Origin of the sequence: Blautia sp. DFI.1.216, from assembly GCF_020594215.1 — a bacterium.
GTDB lineage: Bacteria > Bacillota > Clostridia > Lachnospirales > Lachnospiraceae > Blautia_A > Blautia_A wexlerae.
Genome location: NZ_JAJDML010000024.1, coordinates 1 through 26,424 on the forward strand (window position 1 = coordinate 1; position 26,424 = coordinate 26,424).

The 26,424-nt window shown below is 40.0% G+C and carries 23 protein-coding genes, 1 pseudogene and 1 CRISPR repeat array; of the genes and pseudogenes, 20 read left to right on the plus strand and 4 right to left on the minus strand.

The window, feature by feature from the left end; translation table 11 throughout:
• Positions 1–96 precede the first annotated feature (96 nt).
• The 15 genes and pseudogenes from LJE11_RS10685 (at position 97) to LJE11_RS10750 (ending at position 15,365) form a co-directional block, all read left to right on the plus strand.
• Positions 97–414, plus strand: coding sequence for a hypothetical protein (locus tag LJE11_RS10685; protein ID WP_227295972.1), 318 nt, complete (start codon positions 97–99; stop codon positions 412–414).
• Between the two features lie 167 nt (positions 415–581).
• Positions 582–1,969: direct repeats of the CRISPR family, unit length 36 nt; unit sequence ATTGAGAAATGTAGCTCCCCGATAGGGGACGGAAAT.
• A 72-nt stretch (positions 1,970–2,041) separates the two neighbouring features.
• Positions 2,042–3,043: a CRISPR-associated endonuclease Cas1 gene (cas1, locus tag LJE11_RS10690; RefSeq protein WP_008703374.1), complete on the plus strand. Its 1,002-nt coding sequence runs from the start codon at positions 2,042–2,044 to the stop codon at positions 3,041–3,043.
• The gene (gene cas2, locus LJE11_RS10695) at positions 3,021–3,356 is read left to right on the plus strand and encodes a CRISPR-associated endonuclease Cas2 (RefSeq protein WP_020993948.1); all 336 of its coding nucleotides are present in this window, start codon (positions 3,021–3,023) and stop codon (positions 3,354–3,356) included. Before cas1 ends, cas2 begins: the two co-directional genes overlap by 23 nt.
• Before the next feature lie 33 nt (positions 3,357–3,389).
• Positions 3,390–4,706: a type III-A CRISPR-associated CARF protein Csm6 gene (csm6, locus tag LJE11_RS10700; protein WP_008703370.1), complete on the plus strand. Its 1,317-nt coding sequence runs from the start codon at positions 3,390–3,392 to the stop codon at positions 4,704–4,706.
• A gap of 97 nt (positions 4,707–4,803) precedes the next feature.
• Positions 4,804–4,929, plus strand: a complete 126-nt coding sequence (locus LJE11_RS19815; RefSeq protein ID WP_008703369.1) for a hypothetical protein — start codon at positions 4,804–4,806, stop codon at positions 4,927–4,929.
• Positions 4,922–5,599, plus strand: a complete 678-nt coding sequence (locus LJE11_RS10705) for a DUF4317 family protein (RefSeq protein WP_008703368.1) — start codon at positions 4,922–4,924, stop codon at positions 5,597–5,599. The genes LJE11_RS19815 and LJE11_RS10705 overlap by 8 nt, the downstream gene beginning before the upstream one ends.
• A gap of 171 nt (positions 5,600–5,770) precedes the next feature.
• The gene (locus LJE11_RS10710) at positions 5,771–6,826 is read left to right on the plus strand and encodes a Fic family protein (protein ID WP_008703367.1); all 1,056 of its coding nucleotides are present in this window, start codon (positions 5,771–5,773) and stop codon (positions 6,824–6,826) included.
• 1 nt (position 6,827) lies between these two features.
• A complete protein-coding gene (locus LJE11_RS10715) occupies positions 6,828–8,333 on the plus strand; it encodes a class I SAM-dependent DNA methyltransferase (RefSeq protein WP_020993946.1) in 1,506 nt (501 codons plus the stop codon).
• A 19-nt stretch (positions 8,334–8,352) separates the two neighbouring features.
• Positions 8,353–9,534, plus strand: a complete 1,182-nt coding sequence (locus tag LJE11_RS10720) for a restriction endonuclease subunit S (protein ID WP_008703365.1) — start codon at positions 8,353–8,355, stop codon at positions 9,532–9,534.
• 46 nt (positions 9,535–9,580) lie between these two features.
• On the plus strand, positions 9,581–10,039 hold the full coding sequence (locus LJE11_RS10725; protein ID WP_008703363.1) for a DUF3990 domain-containing protein: 459 nt from the start codon (positions 9,581–9,583) through the stop codon (positions 10,037–10,039).
• Positions 10,039–10,500, plus strand: coding sequence for a hypothetical protein (locus tag LJE11_RS10730; RefSeq protein ID WP_020993945.1), 462 nt, complete (start codon positions 10,039–10,041; stop codon positions 10,498–10,500). Before LJE11_RS10725 ends, LJE11_RS10730 begins: the two co-directional genes overlap by 1 nt.
• A gap of 45 nt (positions 10,501–10,545) precedes the next feature.
• Positions 10,546–11,037: pseudogene (locus LJE11_RS10735) on the plus strand (site-specific integrase); the annotation flags it as partial.
• A 61-nt stretch (positions 11,038–11,098) separates the two neighbouring features.
• A complete protein-coding gene (locus LJE11_RS20805) occupies positions 11,099–11,305 on the plus strand; it encodes a restriction endonuclease subunit S (protein WP_242832807.1) in 207 nt (68 codons plus the stop codon).
• A 49-nt stretch (positions 11,306–11,354) separates the two neighbouring features.
• The gene (locus LJE11_RS10745; RefSeq protein WP_008703356.1) at positions 11,355–14,684 is read left to right on the plus strand and encodes a DEAD/DEAH box helicase family protein; all 3,330 of its coding nucleotides are present in this window, start codon (positions 11,355–11,357) and stop codon (positions 14,682–14,684) included.
• Positions 14,685–14,780: 96 nt separating this feature from the next.
• Positions 14,781–15,365, plus strand: a complete 585-nt coding sequence (locus LJE11_RS10750) for a DNA-3-methyladenine glycosylase I (protein ID WP_008703355.1) — start codon at positions 14,781–14,783, stop codon at positions 15,363–15,365.
• Positions 15,366–15,370: 5 nt separating this feature from the next.
• Here LJE11_RS10750 and LJE11_RS10755 read toward each other — a convergent pair whose 3' ends face one another.
• Entirely contained in the window at positions 15,371–16,039 is a 669-nt protein-coding gene (locus tag LJE11_RS10755; protein ID WP_020993943.1) for a restriction endonuclease, read from the minus strand.
• 503 nt (positions 16,040–16,542) lie between these two features.
• Between LJE11_RS10755 and LJE11_RS10760 the strand changes: the two genes are divergently transcribed.
• Positions 16,543–17,262 carry a GTP pyrophosphokinase gene (locus LJE11_RS10760; protein WP_025578246.1) on the plus strand — a complete coding sequence of 240 codons (720 nt, stop codon included), beginning with the start codon at positions 16,543–16,545 and terminating at the stop codon, positions 17,260–17,262.
• 9 nt (positions 17,263–17,271) lie between these two features.
• Here the strand turns inward: LJE11_RS10760 and LJE11_RS10765 are convergent, their stop codons facing one another.
• Both LJE11_RS10765 and LJE11_RS10770 read right to left on the minus strand, forming a co-directional pair.
• Positions 17,272–18,651 carry an aldehyde dehydrogenase gene (locus tag LJE11_RS10765; protein WP_008703352.1) on the minus strand — a complete coding sequence of 460 codons (1,380 nt, stop codon included), beginning with the start codon at positions 18,649–18,651 and terminating at the stop codon, positions 17,272–17,274.
• Between the two features lie 114 nt (positions 18,652–18,765).
• On the minus strand, positions 18,766–20,001 hold the full coding sequence (locus tag LJE11_RS10770) for an iron-containing alcohol dehydrogenase (protein WP_008703351.1): 1,236 nt from the start codon (positions 19,999–20,001) through the stop codon (positions 18,766–18,768).
• A gap of 398 nt (positions 20,002–20,399) precedes the next feature.
• Here LJE11_RS10770 and LJE11_RS10775 point away from each other — a divergent pair, with 398 nt between their 5' ends.
• The 3 genes from LJE11_RS10775 to LJE11_RS10785 all read left to right on the plus strand — a co-directional run bounded on the left by LJE11_RS10775 (position 20,400) and on the right by LJE11_RS10785 (position 24,043).
• Positions 20,400–21,098 carry an ABC transporter ATP-binding protein gene (locus tag LJE11_RS10775; protein ID WP_008703350.1) on the plus strand — a complete coding sequence of 233 codons (699 nt, stop codon included), beginning with the start codon at positions 20,400–20,402 and terminating at the stop codon, positions 21,096–21,098.
• Positions 21,099–21,109: 11 nt separating this feature from the next.
• Positions 21,110–23,503 (plus strand): ABC transporter permease, encoded by a 2,394-nt coding sequence (locus LJE11_RS10780; RefSeq protein ID WP_008703349.1) that lies wholly within the window; start codon positions 21,110–21,112, stop codon positions 23,501–23,503.
• Between the two features lie 108 nt (positions 23,504–23,611).
• Complete coding sequence (locus LJE11_RS10785) at positions 23,612–24,043, plus strand: DUF6465 family protein (RefSeq protein ID WP_008703348.1); 432 nt, start codon at positions 23,612–23,614, stop codon at positions 24,041–24,043.
• Between the two features lie 160 nt (positions 24,044–24,203).
• Here LJE11_RS10785 and LJE11_RS10790 read toward each other — a convergent pair whose 3' ends face one another.
• Entirely contained in the window at positions 24,204–25,586 is a 1,383-nt protein-coding gene (locus tag LJE11_RS10790; RefSeq protein ID WP_008703345.1) for an MATE family efflux transporter, read from the minus strand.
• A 247-nt stretch (positions 25,587–25,833) separates the two neighbouring features.
• Between LJE11_RS10790 and LJE11_RS10795 the strand changes: the two genes are divergently transcribed.
• Positions 25,834–26,376 (plus strand): phosphatase PAP2 family protein, encoded by a 543-nt coding sequence (locus LJE11_RS10795; RefSeq protein WP_008703344.1) that lies wholly within the window; start codon positions 25,834–25,836, stop codon positions 26,374–26,376.
• Positions 26,377–26,424: the final 48 nt, after the last annotated feature.

A 26,424-nucleotide genomic window follows, 5' to 3' on the forward strand; every position in this document is an offset into this window, starting at 1 on the left:
GGAGTCAGTATCCTATTTTCATTATAGGCTGAGATAAGCTTTCATGATTCGTTGACAATTGATGAAACGCTTTGTAATATAAAAAAGAAAGACATTTTGGAAGCAGTACAGTTATTCTATGAACAGTATTATCAGAATTTCCAGAAGAAATTTCCGCGAAGTGACAGGAGAAAACCGAATACAGTATTTCTGGGAGGTGGAAGCGGTTTCGTTTCCAAGACAGTGATTTACCCGTTATTCGGAGAAAAAGAGGGCATTGAAACTGTAAAAAATATTTTTGACAGAACAAATGTACCTAAAACCCATCAACATTATAAAGATACCCGTATGGGAGTATCCCCTCATATTTTAAAATGTACAAGATATCAGGGAAAAGAATATATGATGGGGGAATGTGAATTAAATATTATTTGATCATTTTGTTCTTAAATGTGCAAAATACCGTATTTTGCCACGCATGGCTTAAATACTGGATTTGTGAGAACTTTTTACTTTCCAAAACGGCTGTATTTCAATGAAATTACTTTTCCCCCGCAATCCCCCTATTCGTCCCAGACAGGACATGGGGTTGCGGGGATGGTATTGAGAAATGTAGCTCCCCGATAGGGGACGGAAATTGGAATCAAGGTTAATTTGTTGCTTTTATGTAAAAATTGAGAAATGTAGCTCCCCGATAGGGGACGGAAATGTTTATTCCGGAAGATATGCGGTACCTGAACACCGATTGAGAAATGTAGCTCCCCGATAGGGGACGGAAATCAAATTTCTTGAATTCTTCATAAATGTAATCCCATTGAGAAATGTAGCTCCCCGATAGGGGACGGAAATCTTCAAGATAATCTTTTAAATTTGTAGAACGCTGATTGAGAAATGTAGCTCCCCGATAGGGGACGGAAATAGGTTAATCCGTAGCGTAACAAACCGCAAGTTTGATTGAGAAATGTAGCTCCCCGATAGGGGACGGAAATAATCCCACGTAGAAGATGGGTAAATCAGGATTTCATTGAGAAATGTAGCTCCCCGATAGGGGACGGAAATTAAACGTTCACGCCTAAAACGCTTTACTGTTTTATAATTGAGAAATGTAGCTCCCCGATAGGGGACGGAAATCCTGTTAAAGTTTCTTTTTCTACGAGTTTTTCAGCAATATTGAGAAATGTAGCTCCCCGATAGGGGACGGAAATATTATGACCTGCAAACGATACACCATACACTTGTATTGAGAAATGTAGCTCCCCGATAGGGGACGGAAATTGACGTTCTTCACATACTCACTCAATACATTTGATTGAGAAATGTAGCTCCCCGATAGGGGACGGAAATCTGTCATTGCAGATTTCTTAACTAGTTCCCATGCTCTATTGAGAAATGTAGCTCCCCGATAGGGGACGGAAATCACGTTTATCATATGCTGATGTATCAACTTTACAGATAATTGAGAAATGTAGCTCCCCGATAGGGGACGGAAATGTTGTGCGTGTTTCATTTCCTCACGTGCTGTTTCAAATTGAGAAATGTAGCTCCCCGATAGGGGACAGAAATTAATAATTCGTACAAAGATTGATAAAATTAATGCTCAGATTGAGAAATGTAGCTCCCCGATAGGGGACGGAAATAATATTTAAAATATCGCCATACGGATTAATAACAATTGAGAAATGTAGCTCCCCGATAGGGGACGGAAACTGTATTATAAAATTTATTTGAATTCACAGATTCACGATTGAGAAATGTAGCTCCCCGATAGGGGACGGAAACAGTGAAAGTTTTAACCTTAGTGGCGGCATCTCCTATTGAGAAATGTAGCTCCCCGATAGGGGACGGAAACCTGATTTAAGCATAGTATTAACCTCTCATTTTTCATTGAGAAATGTAGCTCCCCGATAGGGGACGGAAACAAGAGTTCGTAAATTTCATCAATCTCTTTCTCGAAATTGAGAAATGTAGCTCCCCGATAGGGGATGGAAATTCGTATTCAAATTTAGAAACAGTTACATTTGGCAATAAAGTGAATTGTTACTAGAGAAACAGAGGTGATATCATGAGTCTTTTATATGTAAATGACAGTGGTGCAACAATAGGAATAGAAGGTAACTGCTGTACCGTAAAACAAAAAGATGGTTCGAAACGAATGCTTCCTATAGAATCTCTGGATGGAATTACAATTATGGGGCAATCTCAGATGACGACACAGTGTGCAGAAGAATGTATGCAGAGAGGAATTCCTGTAAGTTACTTTTCAAAAGGTGGTAAATATTTTGGCAGATTAATCTCAACAGGTCACGTCAATGTAGAACGTCAGAGAAAACAATGTGCACTCTATGATACAGGTTTTGCTGTGGAACTTGCTATGAAAATTTTAAGTGCAAAAATCAAAAATCAAAGCGTAGTGCTGCGCAGGTATGAGAAAAGTAAAGGTTTAAATCTGGAAGAAGAACAAAAAATGTTAGCTATCTGCAGAAACAAAGTATTAACCTGTGATAGAATAGAAGAGATGATTGGTTTTGAAGGGCAGGCTGCAAAGTATTATTTCAAAGGATTGTCAGCCTGCATAGATGAAAATTTTACTTTTCAGGGAAGAAACCGCCGTCCGCCAAGAGATGAATTCAATTCTATGATAAGCCTTGGATATTCAATATTGATGAATGAGGTCTATTGTAAGGTAGAAATGAAAGGCTTAAATCCATATTTTGGTTTTATACACAGGGATGCGGAAAAGCATCCTACTCTTGCCAGCGATATGATAGAAGAATGGCGGGCAATTATCGTGGATGCTACGGCGATGAGTATGATTAATGGACATGAAATCCTGAAAGATCACTTCTATTTTAATATGGATGAACCGGGATGCTATATAACAAAGGATGGCTTAAAGCTGTATTTAAATAAATTGGAGAGGAAATTTCAGACAGAAGTCAGATATTTAAAATATGTAGACTACGCGGTAAGCTTTCGTCGTGGTATTTTTCTTCAGATGGAACATCTGGCGAAAGCAATTGAGGAGGGAGACGCAAGCCTTTATGAGCCAATTATCATACGATGATGAAGATTATTATTTCCAGATATCTGATGAATTGGAATCAGATAAGGAATTTGTTTTGATTATTTACGATATTGTAGATAATCGTAAGAGGGTAAAACTTGCCAAACTTTTGTCCGGTTATGGAAAACGTGTTCAGAAGTCAGCTTTTGAGGCAATGCTGACAACACAGAGATATAACAAACTGATAGAAGAAATTCCGAGATATATTGACAAAACAGAGGACAATGTCCGAATATATAAAATAACAGGAAAAGGCAAGGTAACTTCATGGGGTGAAGTGCCGGAATTTGATGAAGAGATTGTTCTGATCTAACTAAAAAATGTATAGATAAAACGGAGGAGAAAAATGGCAAAGAAATATTTGTTTTCACCAATTGGAAATACAGATCCTATTAAATATTTATATGATGGCTCTATGATACACATATGCAGATATTATCAGCCGGATGTTGTATATCTTTATCTGTCTAAGGAAATGATGGAGAATCATAAAAAGGACAACCGTTATGTAAAAACCCTGGAGTTGCTTGGAGAGTTTCTGCATCACAAATTTGAGATTCACATTATTGAGAACTCAGATATGATAGATGTTCAGCAGTATGATATATTTTATAATGAGTTTCATCGGATTATTGCAGAAATAGAAGAACAAAAGGGCCCGGAAGATATTCTGCTGGTAAATATGGCTTCCGGAACTCCTGCAATGAAGAGCGCATTGCTGGTTATGGCAACGCTGTCTGAGTACAGATTTTTACCAATTCAGGTCTCAACGCCACAAAAGAAAAGTAATTTAGAACATGAAGAACGGGACGAGTATGATGTTGATGCCAACTGGGAATTAAATATGGACAATGAAGAAGCTGCAGAAAACAGATGCCAGGAAGTAAAATGCCTGAATTTAATGCGTCTTTTGAAAATTGATATGATAAAGAAGCATTTACTTGCCTATGATTATCATGCTGCTTTAGCTGTGGGAAAAGAAATAAAAGAAGATTTAAGTCCTGTTGCATATCAGTGGCTAGAAACTGCAGATGCCCGTTCGCTTCTGGACTGGACAAGGATGAACAGGGTTTTGCCGGAAAATAATGGGATTATTACTGCAGTACGCGGAGAAAATGAAAAGAAAGTCCTGTTTGAATATATGCTGGCTCTGGATTTAAAGGTAAAACGGGGAGAATATGCTGACTTTATCAGGGCGATTACTCCGTTAGGTGTAGATTTGCTTGAAATAGTATTGGAACAGTCATGTGATATTGACATTACCAGATATTATAAGCGAAATAATCAAAGAATCTGGGACAAAAACAGACTTGTCGGTGAAATACTGGATATTTTAAATCAAAAATTTTATCCATTCAGATATGGGCCGGTATATTCTGCTCATCTACTGGAAATTATCCAGAAGAAATGTACAGATACGTTAATGGTGCAGAGAATACAGGAACTGGTAAATATAGAGCAGAATGTGAGAAATGTAGCAGCGCATAACATAGTATCTGTTACTCCTGAATGGATCAAAGAACGCACAGGAAAAAGCGTTGATGATATTTTGTGGATTCTGAAATACGTCTGTGAACAGGTAAAAATAAACACCAGAAAAGAAAACTGGAATTCTTATGATTCTATGAACAAGAGGATTATTAATGAATTAGATAAAGATTGATCTGCCATATCTTAACTGAATCAGTATTTGTTAATGCAATCCCTGTTTTTCGGACTTTGCTGAAAATTTATTTCTGATAGAAAAGAGGTACATATATATGAGTAAAAAAGGTTATAGTCGTCCCGGATTATTTGGAACTATGAATTATTATAATGAAAATGGACATAAGACAGGACATAGCGATAAAGGTATTTTTGGAGGATGGAACCATTTTGATGAATAAAAAAGATACAAAGATCAACCGAAATGATATGCTGGAATTAACCCGCAGAATGACATTATCCAGAAACTGCTTTGTGCGTGCAGCAGGAGCATATATAGATGACGAAGGATACATAGATAATACCTTCAATGTAAGCTTCAAAAATATGAGCAAACATGATCAGCAGGTAAATCTGGATCTTGCGAAAACCATTCCTTTTTCCAAAACAAATGAACAGTTAAAATGTTATAAATTCCCTGAAGAGGATATGGCATATGACAGCATCCATAAACTACTGATGGCATTATCACAATACGGATTAAAAGATGATCTTCTGGTTCAGACTCTCTGTGAACAGCTTGCAGAGGGAATCTGTGATACAAAAGATTCTTCGGATAAAACAAACCGTCTGCAGGGACAGGAGTTTGGAATTTATATTTATCATGGAATATATGATATCCCAAAGAAAGGCTCAGACCATAGTGAACAGTGGGAGTCAGAAGAAATATACAGTTTCCTGATCTGTGTGGTGGCTCCGGTAGATAAAGATTACAATGCCGGAACTCCAAAATGCGGCTTTATTTTCCCGGCCTTTGAAGACCGTTCCGCAGAACCTGGGAAAATAGATGTATTCTTCGAAATTCCGGAGTATCCGGACGAAGGATTTTTGAACAGGATAATAGGGCAATAATCTGAACAAGGTGCTTATTTATGAGGGAGTGAGATAGATAAATCTTAATTACACCATATGCAATTCAATTTAGTCATTTGTACACAAAATGACTAAATTGAATTGTGCTATGACTAAATTAATGATAAAATGGGAGCAAGACAATGATATTACACGCTGAGAGGATAATAGATGAGAAGTTTTGATTTTGAGAAAGAATACAGCAAATTGCTTACTCCTGATATTGTATCATATATTACTCAGATCCATGAATATAGAGGCCGGTATTCCGCAGACAATGTACAAAAGGAATTACTGTCAGAGCTGCTGGAGATTGCCAGAATACAAAGTACGGAAGCGTCTAACAGAATCGAGGGAATTATAACAACAGATGATCGGCTGAAGAAAATTGTTCGCGAGAAAACATTGCCAAAGACAAGAAGTGAAAAAGAAATTGCCGGATACAGGGATGTTCTGGCAACGATTCATGAAAACTATGAATATATTCCTGTCAGTTCAAATATGATTCTGCAACTGCACAGAGATTTGTATAAATTTAGCGGCAATGGATACGGAGGAAATTATAAGTCTGTGGATAATGTGATTGCAGAAGAACTTCCGGATGGAACGAAAAGAGTGAGATTTCAGCCGGTTCCGGCATGGGAAACAGCAGAAACAGTCAATGATTTATGCAATGCATTTAAGGATGCTGTCAATAAGCAGTTTATGGATATATTGCTGTTGTTTCCAATGTTTATACTGGATTTTCTTTGCATTCATCCATTTAATGATGGAAACGGAAGAATGAGCCGTCTTCTGACTTTATTGATTTTGTATAAGTCGGAATATTATGTTGGTCAGTATATTAGTATTGAAAGACTGATATCAGACACAAAAGAGAATTATTATGAAGCTTTGCAGGAAAGCTCATGGGAATGGCATGAAGGCAGAAATGATTATGCTCCCTTTGTGAAATATATGTTAGGGGTTATAGTTGCTGCCTACCGGGAGTTTGCGGACAGGGTGGAGATTCTTACGGACAAAACAATTTCAAAATCTGATCGTATTGAAGATATTATCAGAAACTCCTATGGCAGGATTACAAAAGCGGAAATTGCAGCTCAATGTCCGGAAATCAGTCAGACAACCATACAGCGAACACTGAACGAATTACTAAAGAACAATCAGATAATAAAAATAGGCGGAGGAAGATATACTTCCTATGTCTGGAACAGGGAGAACGAATGATATGGTTACCGGAGAATTAAAAAGTAAAATTGATAATTTATGGGAAATATTCTGGACAGGAGGACTGACTAATCCACTGGATGTAATTGAACAGATGACATATCTGATGTTTATCCGCGATCTGGATGATGCAGACAATATCCATGCAAAAGAGGCGGCAATGCTTGGTCTGCCACATAAGAGTATATTTGCCGGGGAAATACAGATTGGAGACCGAAAAATTGATGGAAGCCAGCTGAAATGGAGTACTTTTCATGATTTTCCTGCTGCAAAAATGTATAGCACTATGCAGGAGTGGGTATTTCCGTTTATAAAAAATCTCCATGGAGATAAGGAAAGTGCCTATTCCAAATATATGAGAGATGCAATTTTTAAAGTACCGACTCCTTTGATGCTGGATAAGATTGTGACTACTATGGATGCCATTTATGAGCAGATGGAACAGATTAAGTCAGCAGACACCCGGGGCGATGTATATGAATATCTGCTTTCAAAACTTGCTACGGCAGGCGTAAATGGTCAGTTCCGTACACCGAGGCACATTATCCGAATGATGGTGGAAATGATGGATCCTAAGGCAGATGAAATCATCTGTGATCCGGCATGCGGTACGTCTGGTTTTCTGGTTGCTGCAAGTGAATATTTGCGAGATAAAAAAAAGCAGGAGGTTCTTTTTAACAGACAAAACAAGGAACATTATATGAATCACATGTTCCATGGTTATGATATGGACAGGACCATGCTTCGGATCGGTGCAATGAACATGATGACCCATGGTGTGGAGAATCCATATATTGAGTACAGAGACAGTCTGTCAGATCAGAATACAGACAAGGAAAAATACAGTTTGATTCTGGCTAATCCGCCATTTAAGGGAAGTCTGGATTACGATATTGTAAGCGCAGATTTATTGAAAGTATGTAAAACAAAGAAAACAGAATTACTGTTTCTTGCACTGTTTATCCGTATGCTGAAAATTGGTGGTAGATGTGCATGTATTGTACCGGACGGAGTTCTGTTTGGTTCCTCAACTGCCCATAAAGCCATAAGAAAAGCCCTGGTAGAAGAAAACCGTCTGGAAGCAGTGATTTCCATGCCCTCCGGCGTGTTTAAACCATATGCAGGAGTATCTACAGCTATTTTGATTTTTACTAAAACCGGACATGGTGGAACTGATAAAGTCTGGTTTTATGATATGAAAGCGGATGGTTTTAGCCTTGATGATAAGAGAACAGAAACGAAGGAAAATGACATTCCGGATATCATAGAGCGTTTCAGAAACCTGGATAAAGAGACTGACCGTAAACGCACAGATCAGAGTTTCTTTGTACCTAAAGAAGAAATTGCAGAAAATGGCTATGATCTGAGCATTAACAAATACAAAGAAATTGAATATGTACCAGTAGAATACCCATCAACACAGGAAATCATGACAGAGCTGCATGAAATCGAGATGAAAATTGGAGAAGAAATGCAGGCTTTGGAAGAGTTGTTGGGAATAAATTGAGGTTTGTGGGGATAAATGGATGAAAAAAATAAGGTTAGGGGATGCTTGTGACATTTTAAATGGTTTTGCTTTTAAGAGTGAGAATTATGTGGATTCAGGTATTCGAGTGATTAGAATTGCAAATGTTCAAAAAGGATATATTGAAGATAATACTCCAGTATTTTATCCATTGGAAACTAATGAACTTGATAAGTATATGTTGGAAGAAGGAGACCTTCTTATGGCGCTTACAGGCAATGTAGGAAGAGTTGCTATTCTAAAAAAAGAATTTATGCCAGCTGCATTAAATCAACGTGTTGCTTGTTTGAGATTAAAAACAGATAGAGTAGCTAAGGATTATTTGTTTCATGTTTTAAACAGTGCTTTCTTTGAACAGCAATGTATTCAATCATCAAAAGGAGTTGCGCAAAAAAACATGAGCACAGAGTGGTTAAAGGATTACGAGATTCCAATGTATCCAAAGGAACAACAAGAGTTGATTGCAGATATTCTTGATAAAACTAGGAATATCATAATATCACGAAATTATGAGCTTAAAAAGTTGGATGACCTTATAAAAGCCCGATTTGTCGAGATGTTTGGTGATGCATATCTAAATGAATTTGGCTGGAAAAAGATTAAAATTAAGAATGCAGTAACAGTGGAACCTCAAAATGGAATGTATAAGCCACAATCTGATTATGTAACAGATGGATCTGGTATTCCCATTTTAAGAATAGACGGATTTTATGATGGAGTTGTTACGGATTTTTCTTCCTTAAAAAGATTAAGGTGCTCTGAAAATGAGCGACAAAAATATTTATTATATGAAGATGATGTGGTGATTAATCGAGTAAACAGCATTGAATATTTGGGAAAATGTGCCCATATAAATGGACTTTTAGAAGATACAGTATATGAATCAAATATGATGAGAATGCATTTTGATTCAACGAGATTTCATCCAGTGTATGTATGTCGATTACTATGTAGCAGATTTGTATATGATCAGATTGTAAATCATGCGAAACAAGCAGTTAATCAAGCGAGTATTAATCAGAAAGATGTATTGGACTTTGACATTTATGAACCACCATTAAAGTTACAGATACAGTTTGCAGATTTTGTACGAGCCGTAGACAAATCTAAAGTTGAAATTCAAAAAGCACTGGATAAAACCCAGATGCTATTTGATTCGTTAATGCAGGAATATTTCGGATAGGAGCAGAATTTATTATTAACGTTTTCGTGAAGAATAGGGTGATTATATGGCAAAAATGACGGTGTATCATGGTGGCTATCAGCCTGTAAAAAAGCCGGAAATTCGGAAAGGTCGCAACACCAAAGATTTCGGTTATGGTTTTTACTGTACGATTATTAAAGAACAGGCACAGCGATGGGCTAAACGGTATGAAACAAAGGCTATTTCTATCTATGATGTACGGATGAACACTAACCTTAATATTAAGGAATTTACAGAAATGTCTGAAGAATGGTTGGATTTTATTGTGGATTGCAGAAGTGGGAAAGATCACAATTATGATATTGTAATTGGTGCTATGGCAGATGATCAGATTTACAATTTTGTTTCTGATTATATTGATGGAACTATTACAAGAGAACAGTTCTGGGTTCTTGCGAAATTCAAATATCCAACTCATCAAATTGCATTTTGTACGAAAGATGCATTAAAATGTCTGGAATACAGGGATTGTGAGGTGCTTTAATGGTAGGACTCGGACGGGAAGATAAGAAAGATAATGATCTGTTTTACACTTGCAGTCTGATTGACTATATTTCGCGGAAAACGAAAAATATTCGTGCAGATGTAGTAAATCAATTAGGCAGGAAACGTCTGGAGAAAATCTATGATCTGGCAGATGTGTATCATTGTGATAATATTGATCAGGTTAGTGAAGATTTTATTGCAGAGGCGCACATACCAACAGGGAGGTTCGATAATGTCAAGGAATGCAAATATTCAATTCCCTCTCATTGGGATATTGGAAAAGTATATAAACGCTTGATAAAACAGGTAGCTGCCAGCGAGAAAATAGAGGTAGTTGATGCACTGATCAAGGTTTATAATTCCTTTATCAGCGAAAAAATAGATGATTATAACAGTAGTGTTTACTATGAAAATCCATCTTATATTTATGAAAGTTACAGAGAAAATAAAATGTTATAAAAACAATGGTTGAAGGATGCTGGTATAAAGAGGGAGTATACCAGCATGGAAGAAAAAGTTGTAAAAATATTAAATGAGATGTCAGAATACCTTTCTATTGCACAGATGAAAAAACTTCAGGAAGTAATGCTAAAAGTATGTGCAGAGAATGAAGCTGATAAAGTAGAGATTCCAAACAAAGATTTTCTGGAAATGTTTCTGGATGCCAAGAAAATAGAAGGATGTTCAGAAAGAACCTTGCAGTATTATCGGGTAACAGTGGAGCATTTACTTTCCCAAATGGGAAATTCTGTGCGAAAAGTTACAACCGAAGAGATACGGACATATCTGGCTGATTATCAGAAAAACAGCAACTGTTCTAATGTTACCATTGATAATATTCGAAGAAATATATCAAGCTTTTTTTCATGGCTTGAGGAAGAAGATTATATTCTGAAAAGTCCAATGAGAAGGATACATAAAATTAAAACAAAGACAGTGGTAAAGAATACGATTTCCGATGAAAGTATCGAGAAACTGAGAGATCATTGTACGGAAATATAGGCCTGTATCACTAGGATTGAATCAGATTATGGTAAGAATAAAAGATAATATTCTGATGCCATATTTGTATCAATACTTACACACAGACTACGGAGAGTTTTTGATTTCTGGATGTATCAATGGAGCTGTAACTAAGACAATAACAAAGACAGAGTTGAAGAAAATCCCTGTAATGTTGCCACCAATAGAACTTCAAAACCAATTCGCAGATTTTGTACGAGCCGTCGACAAATCTAAATTGTATAAAATTTCAACCCTATAATTCCCCTGTATTCCAGGGTGAAAACACATAAGATTCGGGAGGTGTCAGTATGACTAATTTTGATTTCCTGAAAAATGAACCAAAGTTTAAAGATTTTGCAGATGTAGCAATCTCTGCGGAAAGGATTTTTCAGTTTGATTATGCGGCATCTGTGCTTAACTGCAGACGGGCAATGGAATTTGCTGTCAAATGGATGTATTCTGTGGACAGTGCCCTTGTCATGCCATGGGATGACAGACTGGTTAGTCTGATGAGTACAGATGAATTCAGGGATATTATTGATGCAGATCTTTTGAAACGTATGGAATTTATACGCAAAACAGGTAATTTTGCAGCCCATACCGGTCAGAAAGTAAAGAAGGAACAGGCAGAATTGTGTCTGCAAAATCTATATATTTTTCTGGATTTTGTTGCTTATTGTTACGCAGATCATTACACTGTCAGCAATTATGATTCTACATTACTGCAGGAAAATTCTGTTCATACAGCGGATCAGTCAGTTAGTCAGCCGGTCGGCGATCAGGCTGGTCAGTCAGAAACGGATCTGAAACTGGAACAATTGTTAAAGGAAAATGCTGCCCTGAGGGAAGAACTGACCGCCCGTCGTGAAGAACAGCAGCAGACATACGTGACTAAACCACTGGATATTTCAGAATATGAAACCCGAAAGATCTACATTGATTCTATGCTGCAGGATGCAGGATGGACTGAGGGACAGAACTGGATAAATGAATACAGGATTCCGGGTATGCCAAATAAGTCACAGGTCGGATATGCAGATTATGTTCTCCTTGGTGATGATGGTAAGATCCTGGCTGTGATAGAAGCCAAGAGAACCTGTGCAGATGTGGCAAAGGGCAGGCAGCAGGCGAAGCTTTATGCTGATCTGATTGAGCAGAAACAAGGCAGAAGACCGGTGATATTTCTTACCAATGGTTTTGATGTTCGTATCTGTGATAACCAGTATCCGGAGAGAAAAATTGCAGCAATTTATTCCAAACGGGATCTGGAAAAATTGTTTAATCTCAGACAGATGCGCTCAGGTCTGGGACAGATTTCCATAGACAAAAATATAGCAGGACGATATTATCAGGAGGCTGCGATTAAGGCTGTCTGTGACAGTTTTGACACCAGAAATCGCAGAAAAGCTCTCCTTGTTATGGCTACAGGTTCGGGAAAGACACGTACAGTTATTGCACTTTGCAAGGTATTGTCAGAGCAGGGATGGGTAAAAAATATTCTTTTCCTGGCAGATCGTAATTCACTGGTAACACAGGCTAAGCGAAGCTTTGTCAATTTGCTGCCGGATTTATCTGTTACAAATTTGTGCGAAGAGAAAGATAACTATGCAGCTCATTGTGTTTTTTCTACTTATCAGACCATGATAAACTGTATAGATACGATTCAGGACAAAGAGGGAAAATTGTTTACCTGCGGACATTTTGATCTGGTGATCTGTGATGAAGCACATCGTTCCATTTACAATAAATACAGGGATATTTTTAATTATTTTGACGCTCCGCTGATTGGGCTGACAGCTACTCCAAAAGATGAAATTGATAAAAATACCTATGAAATCTTTGAACTGGAGAACGGTGTCCCTACTTATGGCTATGAGCTTGCGCAGGCAGTGAAGGATGGTTATCTGGTTGACTTTATGTCTGTGGAGACTACACTGAAATTTATAGAGCATGGAATTGTATATGATGAATTATCTCCGGAAGATAAGGAAGTCTATGAGGATACCTTTGAGGATGAAAACGGTGAAATGCCGGAAAGTATTGGCTCGGCAGCATTAAATGAATGGCTTTTTAATGAGGACACCATAAAGAAGGTTTTACATATCCTGATGACGAACGGATTAAAGATAGATTATGGAAACAAGATTGGAAAGACCATTATTTTTGCGAAAAATCACCGTCATGCAGAGAAAATATATGAGGTGTTCGGAAAAGAATACCCACATCTGACAGGATATGCCATGGTGATTGATAATCGCCTGAAATATGCACAGAGTGCGATTGATGAGTTTTCGGATTCAAAGAAGCTTCCTCAGATAGCAATCTCTGTAGATATGCTGGATACGGGAATTGATGTGCCGGAAGTTTTGAATCTGGTATTTTTCAAAAAGGTTATGAGTAAGGCGAAATTCTGGCAGATGATCGGGCGAGGTACCCGTTTGTGCCCGGCCCTGATGGATGGAGAGGATAAGCAGAAATTCTATATTTTTGATTTCTGTGGAAATTTTGAGTTCTTCCGCATGAATAAAGGACGTGCCACTGCAAATATGATCGCACTTCAGGGAGCAATTTTTCAACTGGAATTTGAGATTGCCTATAAATTGCAGGGAGCCGCTTATCAGACAGAACGATTGATTACCTATCGTAAATCTCTGGTAGAGCATATGGCTGGAAAGGTGCAGGAGTTAAACCGAGAAAATTTTGCGGTGCGTCAGCACTTAAAATATGTGGATATTTATGCTGTTGAAGAAAATTATAAGGTTCTTACTTATGAGGACACTCTGGCAGTGCGGGATGAATTATCTCCATTGATCAGACCTGAAAATGATGATGCGAAAGCTTTGCGTTTTGATGCTCTTCTGTATGGAATTGAACTGGCGTATCTGGCAGAAAAGAAATATGGACGTGGTCGAAAGGATCTGCTGAAGAAGGTTTCTGCACTGGCAGGGATTTCTAACATTCCGGAGATTATGATGCAGGCAGAACTGATAGACAAGATTCTTCATGGAGGATATCTGGACAATGCAGGGATTCCTGAATTTGAGCATATCAGAGAAAATCTCCGCGATCTGATGAAATATATTCCGGATGCAGACAGAATGATCTATGACACAAATTTTGATGATGAGATTCTCAACATGGAGTGGAAGGATTCAGAACTGGAAAATGATGATCTGAAAAATTATAAGGCAAAAGCAGAATATTATGTACGTCAACATCAGGACAATGCAGTGATAGCGAAGCTAAAAACCAATATTCCTTTAGACAATAATGACATGAGAACGCTGGAAAAAATTCTGTGGAGTGAAGTGGGAACCAAACAGGATTATGAGGCAGAATACGGACAGAAACCGCTTGGAGAATTTGTTCGTGAGATTGTAGGGCTTGACATGAATGCTGCTAAGGCTGCCTTTGCACAATATCTGGATGATACCTGCCTGGACAGCAGACAGATTTATTTTGTGAATCAGATTGTGGAATATATTGTACATAATGGGATGCTGAAGGATCTCTCGGTTCTTCAGGAATCACCTTTTACGGACCAGGGCAGTATTGTGGACATATTTACGGATTTAAATGTATGGCTGGGAATCAGAAAAACCATAGAGCAGGTTAATGCCAATGCCATTGCTGCGTAAATTTGTCAGTAGATCAGAACGAAAGTGCTTGTCGACGAGATAAACCTTGGATATTCAATATTGTGGTAAAATAAACTTTGGAAAGGCGGTATATGGATGAAGTGGACAGATGGTAAGATACGATGCTGCTGGGCAAATCCGAGAAATGAGCGTTACATTCGTTATCACGATGAGGAGTGGGGCATTCCGGTGCATGATGACCGGAAGCTCTTTGAAATGCTGATATTGGAGTGCTTTCAGGCGGGCCTGTCCTGGGAATGTGTTCTGAACAAGCGAGATGCCTTTCGCGTGGCTTTTGACAATTTTGATACGGAGAAAGTCAGCGCTTACACTGAGGACAAGCTGGAAGCACTGCGGAGTAATCCCGGCATCATACGAAACCGCCTGAAAATACAGGCTGCCGTTACCAATGCATGGGCATTCTTGGAAATTCAGAAGGAGTACGGCAGCTTTTCGGACTATATCTGGCATTGGACAGATGGCAAAGTAGTCTGTGAAACCGGCCGGACAAGTTCAGAACTGTCTGATTGTATATCAAAAGATTTGAAAAAACGCGGCATGAAGTTCGTGGGAACAACGGTCATCTATGCCTATTTACAGGCAGTAGGAGTTCTCTGTTCTCATGAGCAGGGCTGCTTTTTGGCAAATCAGGAAGCTGAGCATTATAATAGTTATTCATAAGTCTGTTATTTCCTGATTTTTATCCATCCTGCATGAAGCAGATATACGCCTGCCGGAATCAGGGAAAGCATGTGTATATTTGTGCAGCTGCCTGTTTCTGCATATGTCGGCAGAATGAGTGTATGAAATGCAAGATAAAGGTATGCGCCTGCAGCAATGAGATTACACAGAAGAAAACTCCAGCCGAAGATACCGGAAATAGAAGCTGTAAGAATGATGACCAGCGTCAGGGTATCAGGAACAAAGGGAAGATGAATAAAATCAAATTCAGGTTTCAGGGAAAGAAATGCGAGCACTGCGTAAAGAAAAAGCACTGCATTTAATGAACTCATGATCTTAAACGGTAAACTGTAAAAAGGTGTAACAGGGCAGTTGGGCCATAGTTCAACATCCAGTTTCTGTGCAAGCTGGGTTGCTGACTTTGTAAAGGTTATATTTGTCATTACAACAGCTTTATCGCAGTCGTAGAAGTTTGCACCTGCATAGGCTTCCTGAACGGCTTTATTTCCAACAGGATGGGTGTAATATTTACATTGTATCCCGTATTTTTTTCGATGTTTGAAAGCAATGATATCGATTCCCTGATCTCCGGAGCTTTGGGTTACTTTTATTTTAGAAAAATGTTTTCGCTTTAGTATCTTTGCACATTGATATTCAAATTCATATCCATCCATGTGTTGAGTCTCCTGTATTATATAAAATTGTATAGCAGTCCTCGTAAATGATACATTTAAGAGGATTGCTATAGATGTAGTGCATATTTGCAATATATTATATCTGCAACATACCATTTATAGAAATTCAGAAAAATACTGTAAGTAATGAAATGGCTGGTGTTACGGTATTTTCCTGAATTACGATAACAGTCTGCAGCAAAATAAGAATACCATGTTTGATGATAAAGAACAAGTGTTTTGCGAAGAAAAGAAGAATGGGTTATTGTTTACTGGCTGGTTTACTGGTTGCGTTACTGAGACGTTACCGAGAATGGAATAAACAGTAACGAGAATGGTTACTCTTTGCGGGAATTGTGTTATAATAGTCTTTGATTTATTGTTGCTGAAAAAAGTGGATAGTTTATAGCGAGCCTATTAAATGCATTATTTACGAGGACTGCTATAGTAATTATACAAAACCGTAAGAGGGGGATAAGCATTTGAAATATTTTGAAGAAATTATGTCGGAACGAAAAAACCGTATAGAAGCCAGAAAGGACGAGCTGATCCGCAGGAGTCTGCTGTCTGAAGAATTTCTGGAAATGATCCAGAAAAATAAAAGGCCCTTTGATCTGCTGATGTCTTACTATCAGTGTGCTGTCATGGAGATTGAGACAAAATTCAGAGTGCTGAATCAGGAGTATTCCCTGGAATATGATAAAAATCCTATCGAGGGTATTAAAACCAGAATTAAATCTTATGACAGCATTGTGCGGAAAATACGCAGAAAAAATATTCCCATGTCTTTAACTGCTATAGAAGAAAATATCAAGGATATCGCAGGTGTCCGGGTAATCTGTTCTTTTCCGGAGGATATCTATGAGTTGGCAGACAGCTTTCTGCGTCAGGATGATATTGTACTGATCGAGAAAAAAGATTATATAAAAAATCCAAAACCCAGTGGTTACAGAAGCCTGCATCTGATCGTGCAGGTGCCTATCTTTCTGCAGAAAAACAAAAAAATGGTAAATGTGGAAGTCCAGTTTCGAACTATTGCCATGGATTTCTGGGCAAGTCTGGAACATAAGCTTCGCTATAAAAAAGATATCCCGGCAGATCAGGCACAGCAATTGCAGGAGGAGCTTCTGGCGTGTGCCACCCAGAGTGCTCAGTTGGATAACCGGATGCAGGAAATTCGTAATCAACTGGTCAGCAGAGCTGATAAGGGGAATCAATCCTGAGAAAGTTCCTTATTTCAGGAACTTCCTCAATAATTTTTCATAAATTTTTCTATATGGCTGGTATCTCATTGGCAGATCCAGCCATGTTTTTTTGTCTACAATACTCTTATAGTGGGAGAAGGTATGAAAACCGTCTTTGCCATGGTAGGAACCCATTCCGCTTTCACCAAAGCCGCCAAATCCCATTTCACTGGTTGCCAGGTGGATGATGGTGTCATTGACACATCCGCCTCCGAATCCACAGCGGGAAGTAACTTTTTCCGCAGCTTCTTTGTCGGAGGTGAAGATATATAGTGCCAGAGGATGTGCCATGGAGTTGACCTTTTCGATGGCCTCATCTAGGGAATCATAGGTCAGCACAGGAAGCACAGGACCGAAGATTTCCTCCTGCATTACTGCATCCCCGAAGGTTACATTATCCATAACAGTAGGAGCGATCTGAAGAGCTCCCGGATTGTTGTCACCGCCGCAGACTACCTTGCTGGGATCGATCAGATTGCAGATACGAGTAAAGTGCTTTTCATTAATAAATTTCCCATAATTCTTATTATTCAGAGGTGTGGAACCAAACTGTTTCCTGATCTGTTTCTGGATCTGTCGGATCAGTTCATCCTTGATTTCTCTGTCGCAGTAAATATAATCAGGTGCTACACAGGTCTGACCACAGTTGAGATATTTTCCAAATACAATTCTTCTGGCTGCAAGTTTCAGGTTGGCACTTTTCTCTACAATGCAGGGGCTTTTACCGCCCAGCTCCAGGGTAACCGGGGTCAGATGTACAGATGCTTTTGCCATTACTTCCCTGCCAACATGCTGGCTTCCTGTAAAGAAAATATAGTCAAAATGTTCATTGAGAAGAGTGTTATTTTCCGCACGTCCGCCGTTTACCACAGCCACATACTGGGGATCAAAACATTCGGTGATAATGGTTTCAATCACCCGGCTGGTGTGAGGAGAGTAGGCACTTGGTTTCAGTACAACTGTATTTCCGGCTGCAATCGCATCGATCAGCGGATCAATGGTGAGCAGGAAAGGATAATTCCATGGGCTCATAACCAGGACAACACCATAAGGAGATGGCTTCTTATAGCTTCTGGAAGCGAACTGGGCAAGGGGAGTCAGCACTGTTTTTTCTTTTGCATAGGAAGGTGTATGGCGGATCATGTAGCTGAGTTCTGAGAGCACAAGTCCCACTTCACACATATAGGATTCAAAGTTACTTTTTCCAAGGTCACGTTTCAGTGCTTCATTGATCAGTGGTTCATATTTCTGAATACAGGTCTTTAATTTTTTTAAGGCATCCAGCCTTTTTTCTACCGGTAAAGTGGCACCTGTGTAAAAATAGCTGCGTTGTTTCTGAACGATTTCTTTAATTTCTGTTTCTGTCATAATACATTATTTCCTTATATAATATAGATATCAGGTAACTATTGAGAGTCTGCAGGTTCCTGTATTTTGATATTTTTATAAAAAACGCTTTGCAGGATAGAAGAATATTAACAGTTACTTCTCAGCTTCTGAGGTATTTTCCTTGGAAGTCAGAGACATCAGCATGTAATAAAATTTCTCCAGTTCGGAGGCATCCATAAGCTTCGGCACAGGATACAGAGGATTGGCCTCTTTATCTGCATAATGGGCAAGCTTGGGGATATCTGTTTCCTGAATTTCTTTTACAATATTTACGATTCCAAATCGCTCTTTCATCTCTTCAATTGCCCGGATAAAAAGCTCTGCTGCTTCATGGTCCGGCGTATTTTTGTCTGCAAGTCCTGCTGCAATGGCAAGTCTGTGGAGCTTTTTGTCAATGCAGGAGCCATATTCCCGAAGTACCAGCGGCAGCAGAATGGCATTGGCAAGTCCATGGGGAACGTTGTACTGTCCGCCCAGGGAATGAGCCACTGCATGAACATATCCTACATAGGATTTGGTAAAAGCACAGCCTGCATAGAAGGAGGCGTGGAGCATATTTCGTCTTGCCTGAATATTATCGCCATGCTCATAGGCAATGTCTATATTTTCAAAAATCAGTTTTACCGCTTTTAATGCATCCCTGCGTGTATCAATGGTGGTGGAATTGCCGATATATGCCTCCACTGCGTGAGTCAGGGCATCCATACCTGTAGTTGCGGTGATAAATGGGGGCAGGCTTAAGGTAACCTTGGAATCCAGCACTGCATAGCGGGGAATCAGCGGGAAATCGTTGATTGCGTATTTATATCTGGTGTCTGCATCTGTGATCACAGCGGCGAGAGTGGTCTCACTTCCTGTTCCGGCAGTGGTTGGAACTGCCATGAGAAGGGGAAGCTTCTTATGTACCTTCAGGATTCCCTTCATCTGAGCCAGAGACTGATTGGGTTTGACCGCACAGGCACCGACTGCCTTGGCACAGTCCATGCTGGAACCGCCGCCGAAACCGATGATGGCATCACAGCCTTCCTTATGGTAAAGCTCCAGGGCTTCGCGGACATTGACAGTAGTTGGGTTGGCAACTGTTTTATCATAAATGGTATAGGGGATGCCTGCCTCCTTTAAAGCTTTTTCCAGTCTTCGGGTAAGTCCAAGCTTCATGATACCGCCATCTGTAATGATCAGTACATGAGTACATTTGTGGCGCATGATGATTTCAGGGAGTTCCTTGACGCTTCCTGCTATTTTAGGTTTTCTGTAAGGTAAAAAGGGAATTGCAATGTGAAAAGCTTTCTGAAAAGCCCTGCAATATATTTTTCTGAGAGTGTTCATGGATAATTCCTTTCCTGGGGGCAGCCTGCTACTTTGCAGACTGCCGGACAGCAGTTACTTCAGAAAAAATATAACAAGGTAAAAAAGAAAAGTCAATATATTTTGATGTTCAAAATTTATCTTTGGTAAAAGAGCTTATTCCGAGACATACGAGCCAAAATTCCATTGCCGCAGGCAATCTGGAATGAATTTTGGCTACGTTACTGTGAACGGAGTGAACAGTAACGAACATATCCATAAAATTTTACAAAACTACGAAAATCAGTTGACAATGGAGTAAGTTTATACTAACCTGAAGTTAGCGAAGTATAACAATATTGTAAAACAGCAGTGTTATTATATTAAAGAATTAAAGAAATTTGCTCCACAGGAAGTGGATATGAGGGAGGAATGAAAAAATGTTTCTGCAGATACAGGGAATTCAGAAGTCTTTTGGTGCAGGGGACAGCCGGGTGGATGTGCTGAAAGGGCTGGATCTTGACATTGAGAGAGGAGAGTTTTGTGTGCTTCTGGGGCCGTCTGGTTCCGGTAAGTCTACGCTTCTGAATATTATCGGTGGGATTGACAGTGCAGACGAGGGAAATCTGGTCATAGACGGGGAGCGTCTGGCAGATATGTCGGAGAAGAATCTGTCTTTGTACAGGCGTAAGCATCTGGGATATATTTTTCAGATGTATAATCTGATCCCCAATCTTACAGTGCGGGAGAATATAGAGGTGGGAGCCTATCTCAGTGATAAGCCTCTGGATGTAGATGAACTGCTCCATACGCTGGGAATCTATGAGCACCAGAGAAAGCTTCCCAATCAGCTTTCCGGCGGTCAGCAGCAAAGGACTGCCATTGGCAGAGCCATTGTAAAGAATCCGGATATTCTTCTTTGCGATGAGCCTACAGGAGCCCTGGATTATAATACCTCCAAGGAAATCCTGAAGCTGATCGAGACGGTAAACCAGAAATACGGCAACACCATCGTCATGGTAACGCATAACGATGCCATCAAAGATATGGCTGACCGGGTGGTGAAGCTTCGCGATGGGATGATCCGCAAAAATTACCTCAATGAGCATAAGATCCCGGCAGCAGAGCTTGACTGGTAAGGAGGCATATGATGAAAAATCCTTTACGCAAACGTCTGCCCAGAGAACTGAAGGGAGAACTGGGCAAGTATCTGGTTGTATTTATCCTGATGGTTGCATCCATTGGATTTGTGTCAGGCTTTCTGGTTGCAGATAACAGTATGCTTATTGCTTACAATGAAGGTTTTGAGAAGTACAACATAGAAGACGGAAACTTTCGCACAGCAGAGCAAGTCCACAAAACCCAGAGAGAAGAAATAGAGGCGCTGGGTGTGAAGCTGTATGATAATTATTATGTGGAGGAACCTCTGGATAATGGAAGCACCATGCGTTTTTTTAAAAACAGGCAGCAGGTGGACAAGGTCTGCCTGATGAAGGGAGAGCTGCCTGCCGGGACAGGAGAGATTGCCATTGACAGAATGTATGCAGACAACAACAATCTGTCTGTGGGAGATACGCTCCGGAGCGGAAAAAGAACCTGGAAGATTACCGGCCTGGTGGCACTTTCCGACTACAGCTGCCTGTTTCAGAATAACAACGATTCCATGTTTGATGCTGTGAAATTTGGGGTTTCTGTTGTGACTGAGGAGGAGTTTGATTCTTTGGATCAGGAAAAACTGCAATACAATTATTCCTGGATCTATGACGAAAAACCGAAGACAGAAAAGGAAGAGAAAGAAGTTTCCGAGGATCTGATGGAGGATATGGGAAAGATTGTCACACTGGAGGCTTTTGTACCCCGGTATCTGAATCAGGCCATTACTTTTACAGGGGATGATATGGGTGGAGACAAGGCCATGATGATCATGCTTCTTTATATTATTATGGTGATCATGGCCTTTGTATTCGGAATTACCATCAGCAATACGATACGGAAAGAAGCCGGTGTTGTCGGTACCTTACGTGCGTCCGGATATACCAGACAGGAACTGATTCTTCACTATATGACACTTCCGGTGCTGGTTACTTTTGTGGGTGCACTGATCGGAAATATCCTTGGATACACTGTATTAAAGGATGTATGTGCAGATATGTATTATGGAAGCTATAGTCTTCCGACTTATGTGACCGTATGGAATGGGGAGGCATTTGGGCTTACAACTCTGGTTCCGGTAGTTATTATGCTGGTGGTAAATTACGGAGTGCTCAGACATAAGCTGAAGCTGTCACCGTTAAAATTCCTGCGCAGGGATCTGTCGGGAAGAAAGCAGAAGAGGGCAATTTATCTGAGTCCGAAGATGAAAATCTTTTCCAGATTCCGGCTTCGGGTGATTTTTCAGAATATGAGTAATTATATGGTTCTGTTTATCGGGATCCTGTTTGCAAATCTGCTGCTGATGTTCGGATTGCTGCTTCCTTCGGCACTGTCCCATTACCAGGTGGAAATCCAGAACAATATGCTGGCAAAATACCAGTATATGCTTCAGGTTCCGGTCAGCGCAGTAGGTGGAAATAAATTTGACGGTCTGATCTCTCTGCTGGAGTTTTATATGGATTCCAGAACAGACAATGAAGATGCAGAGGAATTTTCTGCTTATTCCCTGAATACACTGCCAGGAAAATATAAGAGTGAGGAAGTACTGCTTTACGGGATTGAACCGGACAGCAGGTATGTAACGATAGATTTTAATAATACAAAAGATAAAAAAGATGAAGCGGGGAATAAAGAAAAAGCAGATAACAAGAATACGGCAAATGCAGAAAAAGAAAGCGCAGCAGTTTATATTTCGAGCGCATATGCGGATAAATTCCTGCTTCATGTGGGGGATACCATCACTCTGAAAGAAAAATACGAAAAAGAGAAATATTCGTTTAAAATAGCAGGAGTTTATGATTATACGGCTGCCTTGTGTGTGTTTATGCCCCGCAGTGAACTGAATGATATTTTTGATCTGGGAGAGGATTATTACAGTGGGTATTTCTCAGATACAGAGCTTACAGATATCAAGAGCCAGTATATAGGATCTGTAGTTGACCTTGATGCACTGACAAAGATCTCCAGACAGCTGGATGTATCCATGGGAAGTATGATGGGTATGGTAAACGGATTTGCCATTATGATCTATATGGTACTGATCTATCTTCTTTCCAAGATCATTATCGAAAAAAATGCCCAGTCTATTTCAATGGTAAAAATCCTGGGCTATACAAATGGCGAGATCAGCAAGCTATATATTATGTCCACGTCTTTGGTGGTGGTGTTCTGTCTGCTTTTGAGTCTGCCACTGGAAACAGTAATCATGAAAGTTCTGTTCCGGGAGATGATGCTGTCCAGTATTTCCGGATGGATCACGCTCTGGATCGACCCGATGATCTATGTGCAGATGTTTGCAGCAGGAATCATTACATACGGAATCGTTGCTTTGCTGGAATTTCGGAGAGTGAAGAAGGTTCCTATGGATGAAGCCTTAAAAAATGTCGAGTAGGACAAAATTTGATAAAAATTTGACATTGTCTGGAATTTGTGGTACGGTTACACAGGAAACTGTTAGAGCGACACGCTCTAGACCAATCAGTTGGAATAGGAGATTATTATGAGAAAAAGAACAACTTCAAGAGCAAAGGAAACTATTAAAGAAGCAACAACAAAGGCTACAGAAGCAGTCAAAGAGACAGTTGAGAAAACAACTGTAAAGGCTTCAGAAGTAATTGAAGAAGCAAAAGACGCAGCAGCTGATATTGCGAAGGCTCCGGTTGTAGAAGAAGCAAAAGAAACTGTAAAGAAAGCAGTAAAAGAAGTGGCTAAAAATATCGACATCAAAAAATTCGCAGAAACAACTATCGAATTACCTGGTTTTGCAGTTACAATGAGCTCCATCGAGGAAGCAATCAAAAAAGACATCAAAGACAAAGGCATCGAAGGAAAAGAAATCAGCGTTTATGTAAATGTTGAGCAGAAAGCCGCTTACTACACAGTAGACGGACAGGGCTCTGACGATTACAGAATCGACCTGAATACATTATAATCTGTAAGCATTTTTTATAAACCGAAAATGGATGTCTGCAGGGATTCGGAAAGAAAATCTGCAGACATAAAAACAGCAGGATTGTTCATAGAATGAACAGACCTGCTGTTTTGCTTATTTATGATAGAACCACCATACTGCGGCGGATATGGATGATATCTCAGGAAGCTTTCTGCTCAAACAAATCCTCCCTTGTAATATTCTGTGCCCATTTCCCCTGGCGGTAATGATGGAATACCCATGGCCATTTCACAAACTCATCTGTACAGAGCAGGAAGTAAACCCACAATACCGGAAGCTTCAGGACAAAGGCCGCAAAAAATCCCAGAGGTACCGCATATACCCACATATCAATGGTATCGCAGATCAGTCCGAACTTCGTATCACCGCCTGCGCGGAATACCCCGGCGATCAGGGCTGTGTTTACCGCAGAACCCATAATATAATAGGTATTGATAAGCAGCATGTACTTCAAATAATGCATTGCTCCGTCACTTAAGGATGCAAATCTCAGGACCAGAGGCGTGATGGCAAATACGATCACACCGCCAATGGCACCGGCTATAATGGTCATCTTCAGCATTCTGGAAGCATACACCTTCGATTTCTCCAGATTCCCTTTTCCCATTACATTTCCAAGAAGAATCGTTCCCGCACTGGCAATTGCAAAGCAGAACACAGAACCGATATTGCGGACAACCGTAACCAGAGAGTTGGCTGCAACGGCATCTGTTCCGAGATGTCCCAGGATCACAGAGTACATGGAGAAAGCAACACTCCAGGAAACGTCATTTCCAAGAGCGGGAAGTGACAGCCGGACGAAGTCGCCAAACAGCACCTTACTGCGGATAAACATAAAGGTCAGGTTCAATTTAACATCTTTGCTCAGGAAAGAAACGATCACGCATGCTGCCAGTTCGATCAGTCTGGAAGCAGCAGTTGCAATGGCAACACCTGTAGCCCCCAGCTTCGGTGCGCCGAAAAGCCCGAAGATAAAAGTAGCATTCAGGATAATATTCAATATAAAAGCCAGCATATTCAATGCCATACTGATCGTTACACGTCCGATACTGCGCAAAATCGCCAGATAAATCTCTGTAATTCCCCAGCAGAGATATGTAATTCCCATAATCCTAAGATAAGAAGAACCGATAGAGATCAGTTCCTGATCAGAAGTAAAAATCTTCATCATAAGCTGAGGAGCAGTAAATGCGATCAGTGCTACGATTCCCGAGATTATGATGGAAAAGCGGAGAGCAATTCCCTCGATCGCATGAATAGCCTGCATATTATTTTTTCCGAAATACTGCGCACACAGAAGAGATGCGCCTGTACCAAGTCCATAATATACCATAAACAGGATATTGGAGTAATTGGCAGCCAGAGACACCGCAGAAATCGCAGACTGTCCCACATAATTAAGCATAATTACATCTGCGGAGTTAACCGCTGCACTGAGCAGATTCTGGATAATGATCGGAATCGTCAGTTTAAGCATCTGCCGGTAAAAATTATCCTTACCGGTCGATAATGTGTTTATCATATTTACCCCCGTAATAAGTATTTGCCCGATCAGGCAGTTTTATTAGTCTGTTTTCAGCATAATCCTTCCGGCAGAAAAACGCTATCGGTATTTTGACTGATTTCTACGTTATTTTGACTTTTGAGTCCTTAAACAAATCAACTTTGCTTATAATACCTTGCACAAAAGAAGTCGGACTGATATAATTCGTATGTATTTTGAGAGGAATACATACTGTGACTGATAAAAAATATAATGGGAGAAGTTTATGGCGACATTACAGCAATTAGATATGAATATTTTACTGTGGATCCAGGAACATTTAAGGGTGGATGCCCTGACTCCGTTCTGGAGAGCAGTCACCTTCCTCGGAAACGGAGGATGGTTCTGGATCGTATTATGTGTGCTTCTGATCTGTTTCGGGAAAACACGCAAAACAGGAGTGACAGCGGCACTCTCGCTGCTGTCAGGGTTTCTGATCACAAATCTGCTGATAAAAAATGCAGTAGCCCGTCCAAGACCTTTTGATACTTATACACAGATCATTCCGCTGATCACCAGACCGAAAGACTATTCATTTCCATCCGGCCATACCTGCGCTTCCTTTGCCGTTGCACTGGTCTGTCTGCGGATGCTGCCCGGGAAATGGGGGATTTTACCTGTTGTTCTGGCCGGAATGATTGCTTTTTCCAGACTCTATCTGGGCGTACATTATCCGGGGGATGTTCTGGCAGGATTTCTGGTGGCATTGCTCACAAGTACAGTGGCATGCAGGCTGATGCGGAGAACATTTTCACCTCAGAAAAGCTGACCGATTCAGAAGAAAACTTCCGGGGGGAAATGCAAAAAAGATATGCAA

Excerpts from the sequence above, each read along its gene's own strand:
- cas1 (WP_008703374.1), top strand. The coding sequence starts at position 2,042 with ATGAGTCTTTTATATGTAAATGACAGTGGTGCAACAATAGGAATAGAA.
- cas2 (WP_020993948.1), top strand. The coding sequence starts at position 3,021 with ATGAGCCAATTATCATACGATGATGAAGATTATTATTTCCAGATATCT.
- csm6 (WP_008703370.1), top strand. The coding sequence starts at position 3,390 with ATGGCAAAGAAATATTTGTTTTCACCAATTGGAAATACAGATCCTATT.
- LJE11_RS19815 (WP_008703369.1), top strand. The coding sequence starts at position 4,804 with ATGAGTAAAAAAGGTTATAGTCGTCCCGGATTATTTGGAACTATGAAT.
- LJE11_RS10705 (WP_008703368.1), top strand. The coding sequence starts at position 4,922 with ATGAATAAAAAAGATACAAAGATCAACCGAAATGATATGCTGGAATTA.
- LJE11_RS10710 (WP_008703367.1), top strand. The coding sequence starts at position 5,771 with ATGAGAAGTTTTGATTTTGAGAAAGAATACAGCAAATTGCTTACTCCT.
- LJE11_RS10715 (WP_020993946.1), top strand. The coding sequence starts at position 6,828 with ATGGTTACCGGAGAATTAAAAAGTAAAATTGATAATTTATGGGAAATA.
- LJE11_RS10720 (WP_008703365.1), top strand. The coding sequence starts at position 8,353 with ATGAAAAAAATAAGGTTAGGGGATGCTTGTGACATTTTAAATGGTTTT.
- LJE11_RS10725 (WP_008703363.1), top strand. The coding sequence starts at position 9,581 with ATGGCAAAAATGACGGTGTATCATGGTGGCTATCAGCCTGTAAAAAAG.
- LJE11_RS10730 (WP_020993945.1), top strand. The coding sequence starts at position 10,039 with ATGGTAGGACTCGGACGGGAAGATAAGAAAGATAATGATCTGTTTTAC.
- LJE11_RS20805 (WP_242832807.1), top strand. The coding sequence starts at position 11,099 with ATGCCATATTTGTATCAATACTTACACACAGACTACGGAGAGTTTTTG.
- LJE11_RS10745 (WP_008703356.1), top strand. The coding sequence starts at position 11,355 with ATGACTAATTTTGATTTCCTGAAAAATGAACCAAAGTTTAAAGATTTT.
- LJE11_RS10750 (WP_008703355.1), top strand. The coding sequence starts at position 14,781 with ATGAAGTGGACAGATGGTAAGATACGATGCTGCTGGGCAAATCCGAGA.
- LJE11_RS10755 (WP_020993943.1), bottom strand. The coding sequence starts at position 16,039 with ATGGATGGATATGAATTTGAATATCAATGTGCAAAGATACTAAAGCGA.
- LJE11_RS10760 (WP_025578246.1), top strand. The coding sequence starts at position 16,543 with ATGTCGGAACGAAAAAACCGTATAGAAGCCAGAAAGGACGAGCTGATC.
- LJE11_RS10765 (WP_008703352.1), bottom strand. The coding sequence starts at position 18,651 with ATGACAGAAACAGAAATTAAAGAAATCGTTCAGAAACAACGCAGCTAT.
- LJE11_RS10770 (WP_008703351.1), bottom strand. The coding sequence starts at position 20,001 with ATGAACACTCTCAGAAAAATATATTGCAGGGCTTTTCAGAAAGCTTTT.
- LJE11_RS10775 (WP_008703350.1), top strand. The coding sequence starts at position 20,400 with ATGTTTCTGCAGATACAGGGAATTCAGAAGTCTTTTGGTGCAGGGGAC.
- LJE11_RS10780 (WP_008703349.1), top strand. The coding sequence starts at position 21,110 with ATGAAAAATCCTTTACGCAAACGTCTGCCCAGAGAACTGAAGGGAGAA.
- LJE11_RS10785 (WP_008703348.1), top strand. The coding sequence starts at position 23,612 with ATGAGAAAAAGAACAACTTCAAGAGCAAAGGAAACTATTAAAGAAGCA.
- LJE11_RS10790 (WP_008703345.1), bottom strand. The coding sequence starts at position 25,586 with ATGATAAACACATTATCGACCGGTAAGGATAATTTTTACCGGCAGATG.
- LJE11_RS10795 (WP_008703344.1), top strand. The coding sequence starts at position 25,834 with ATGGCGACATTACAGCAATTAGATATGAATATTTTACTGTGGATCCAG.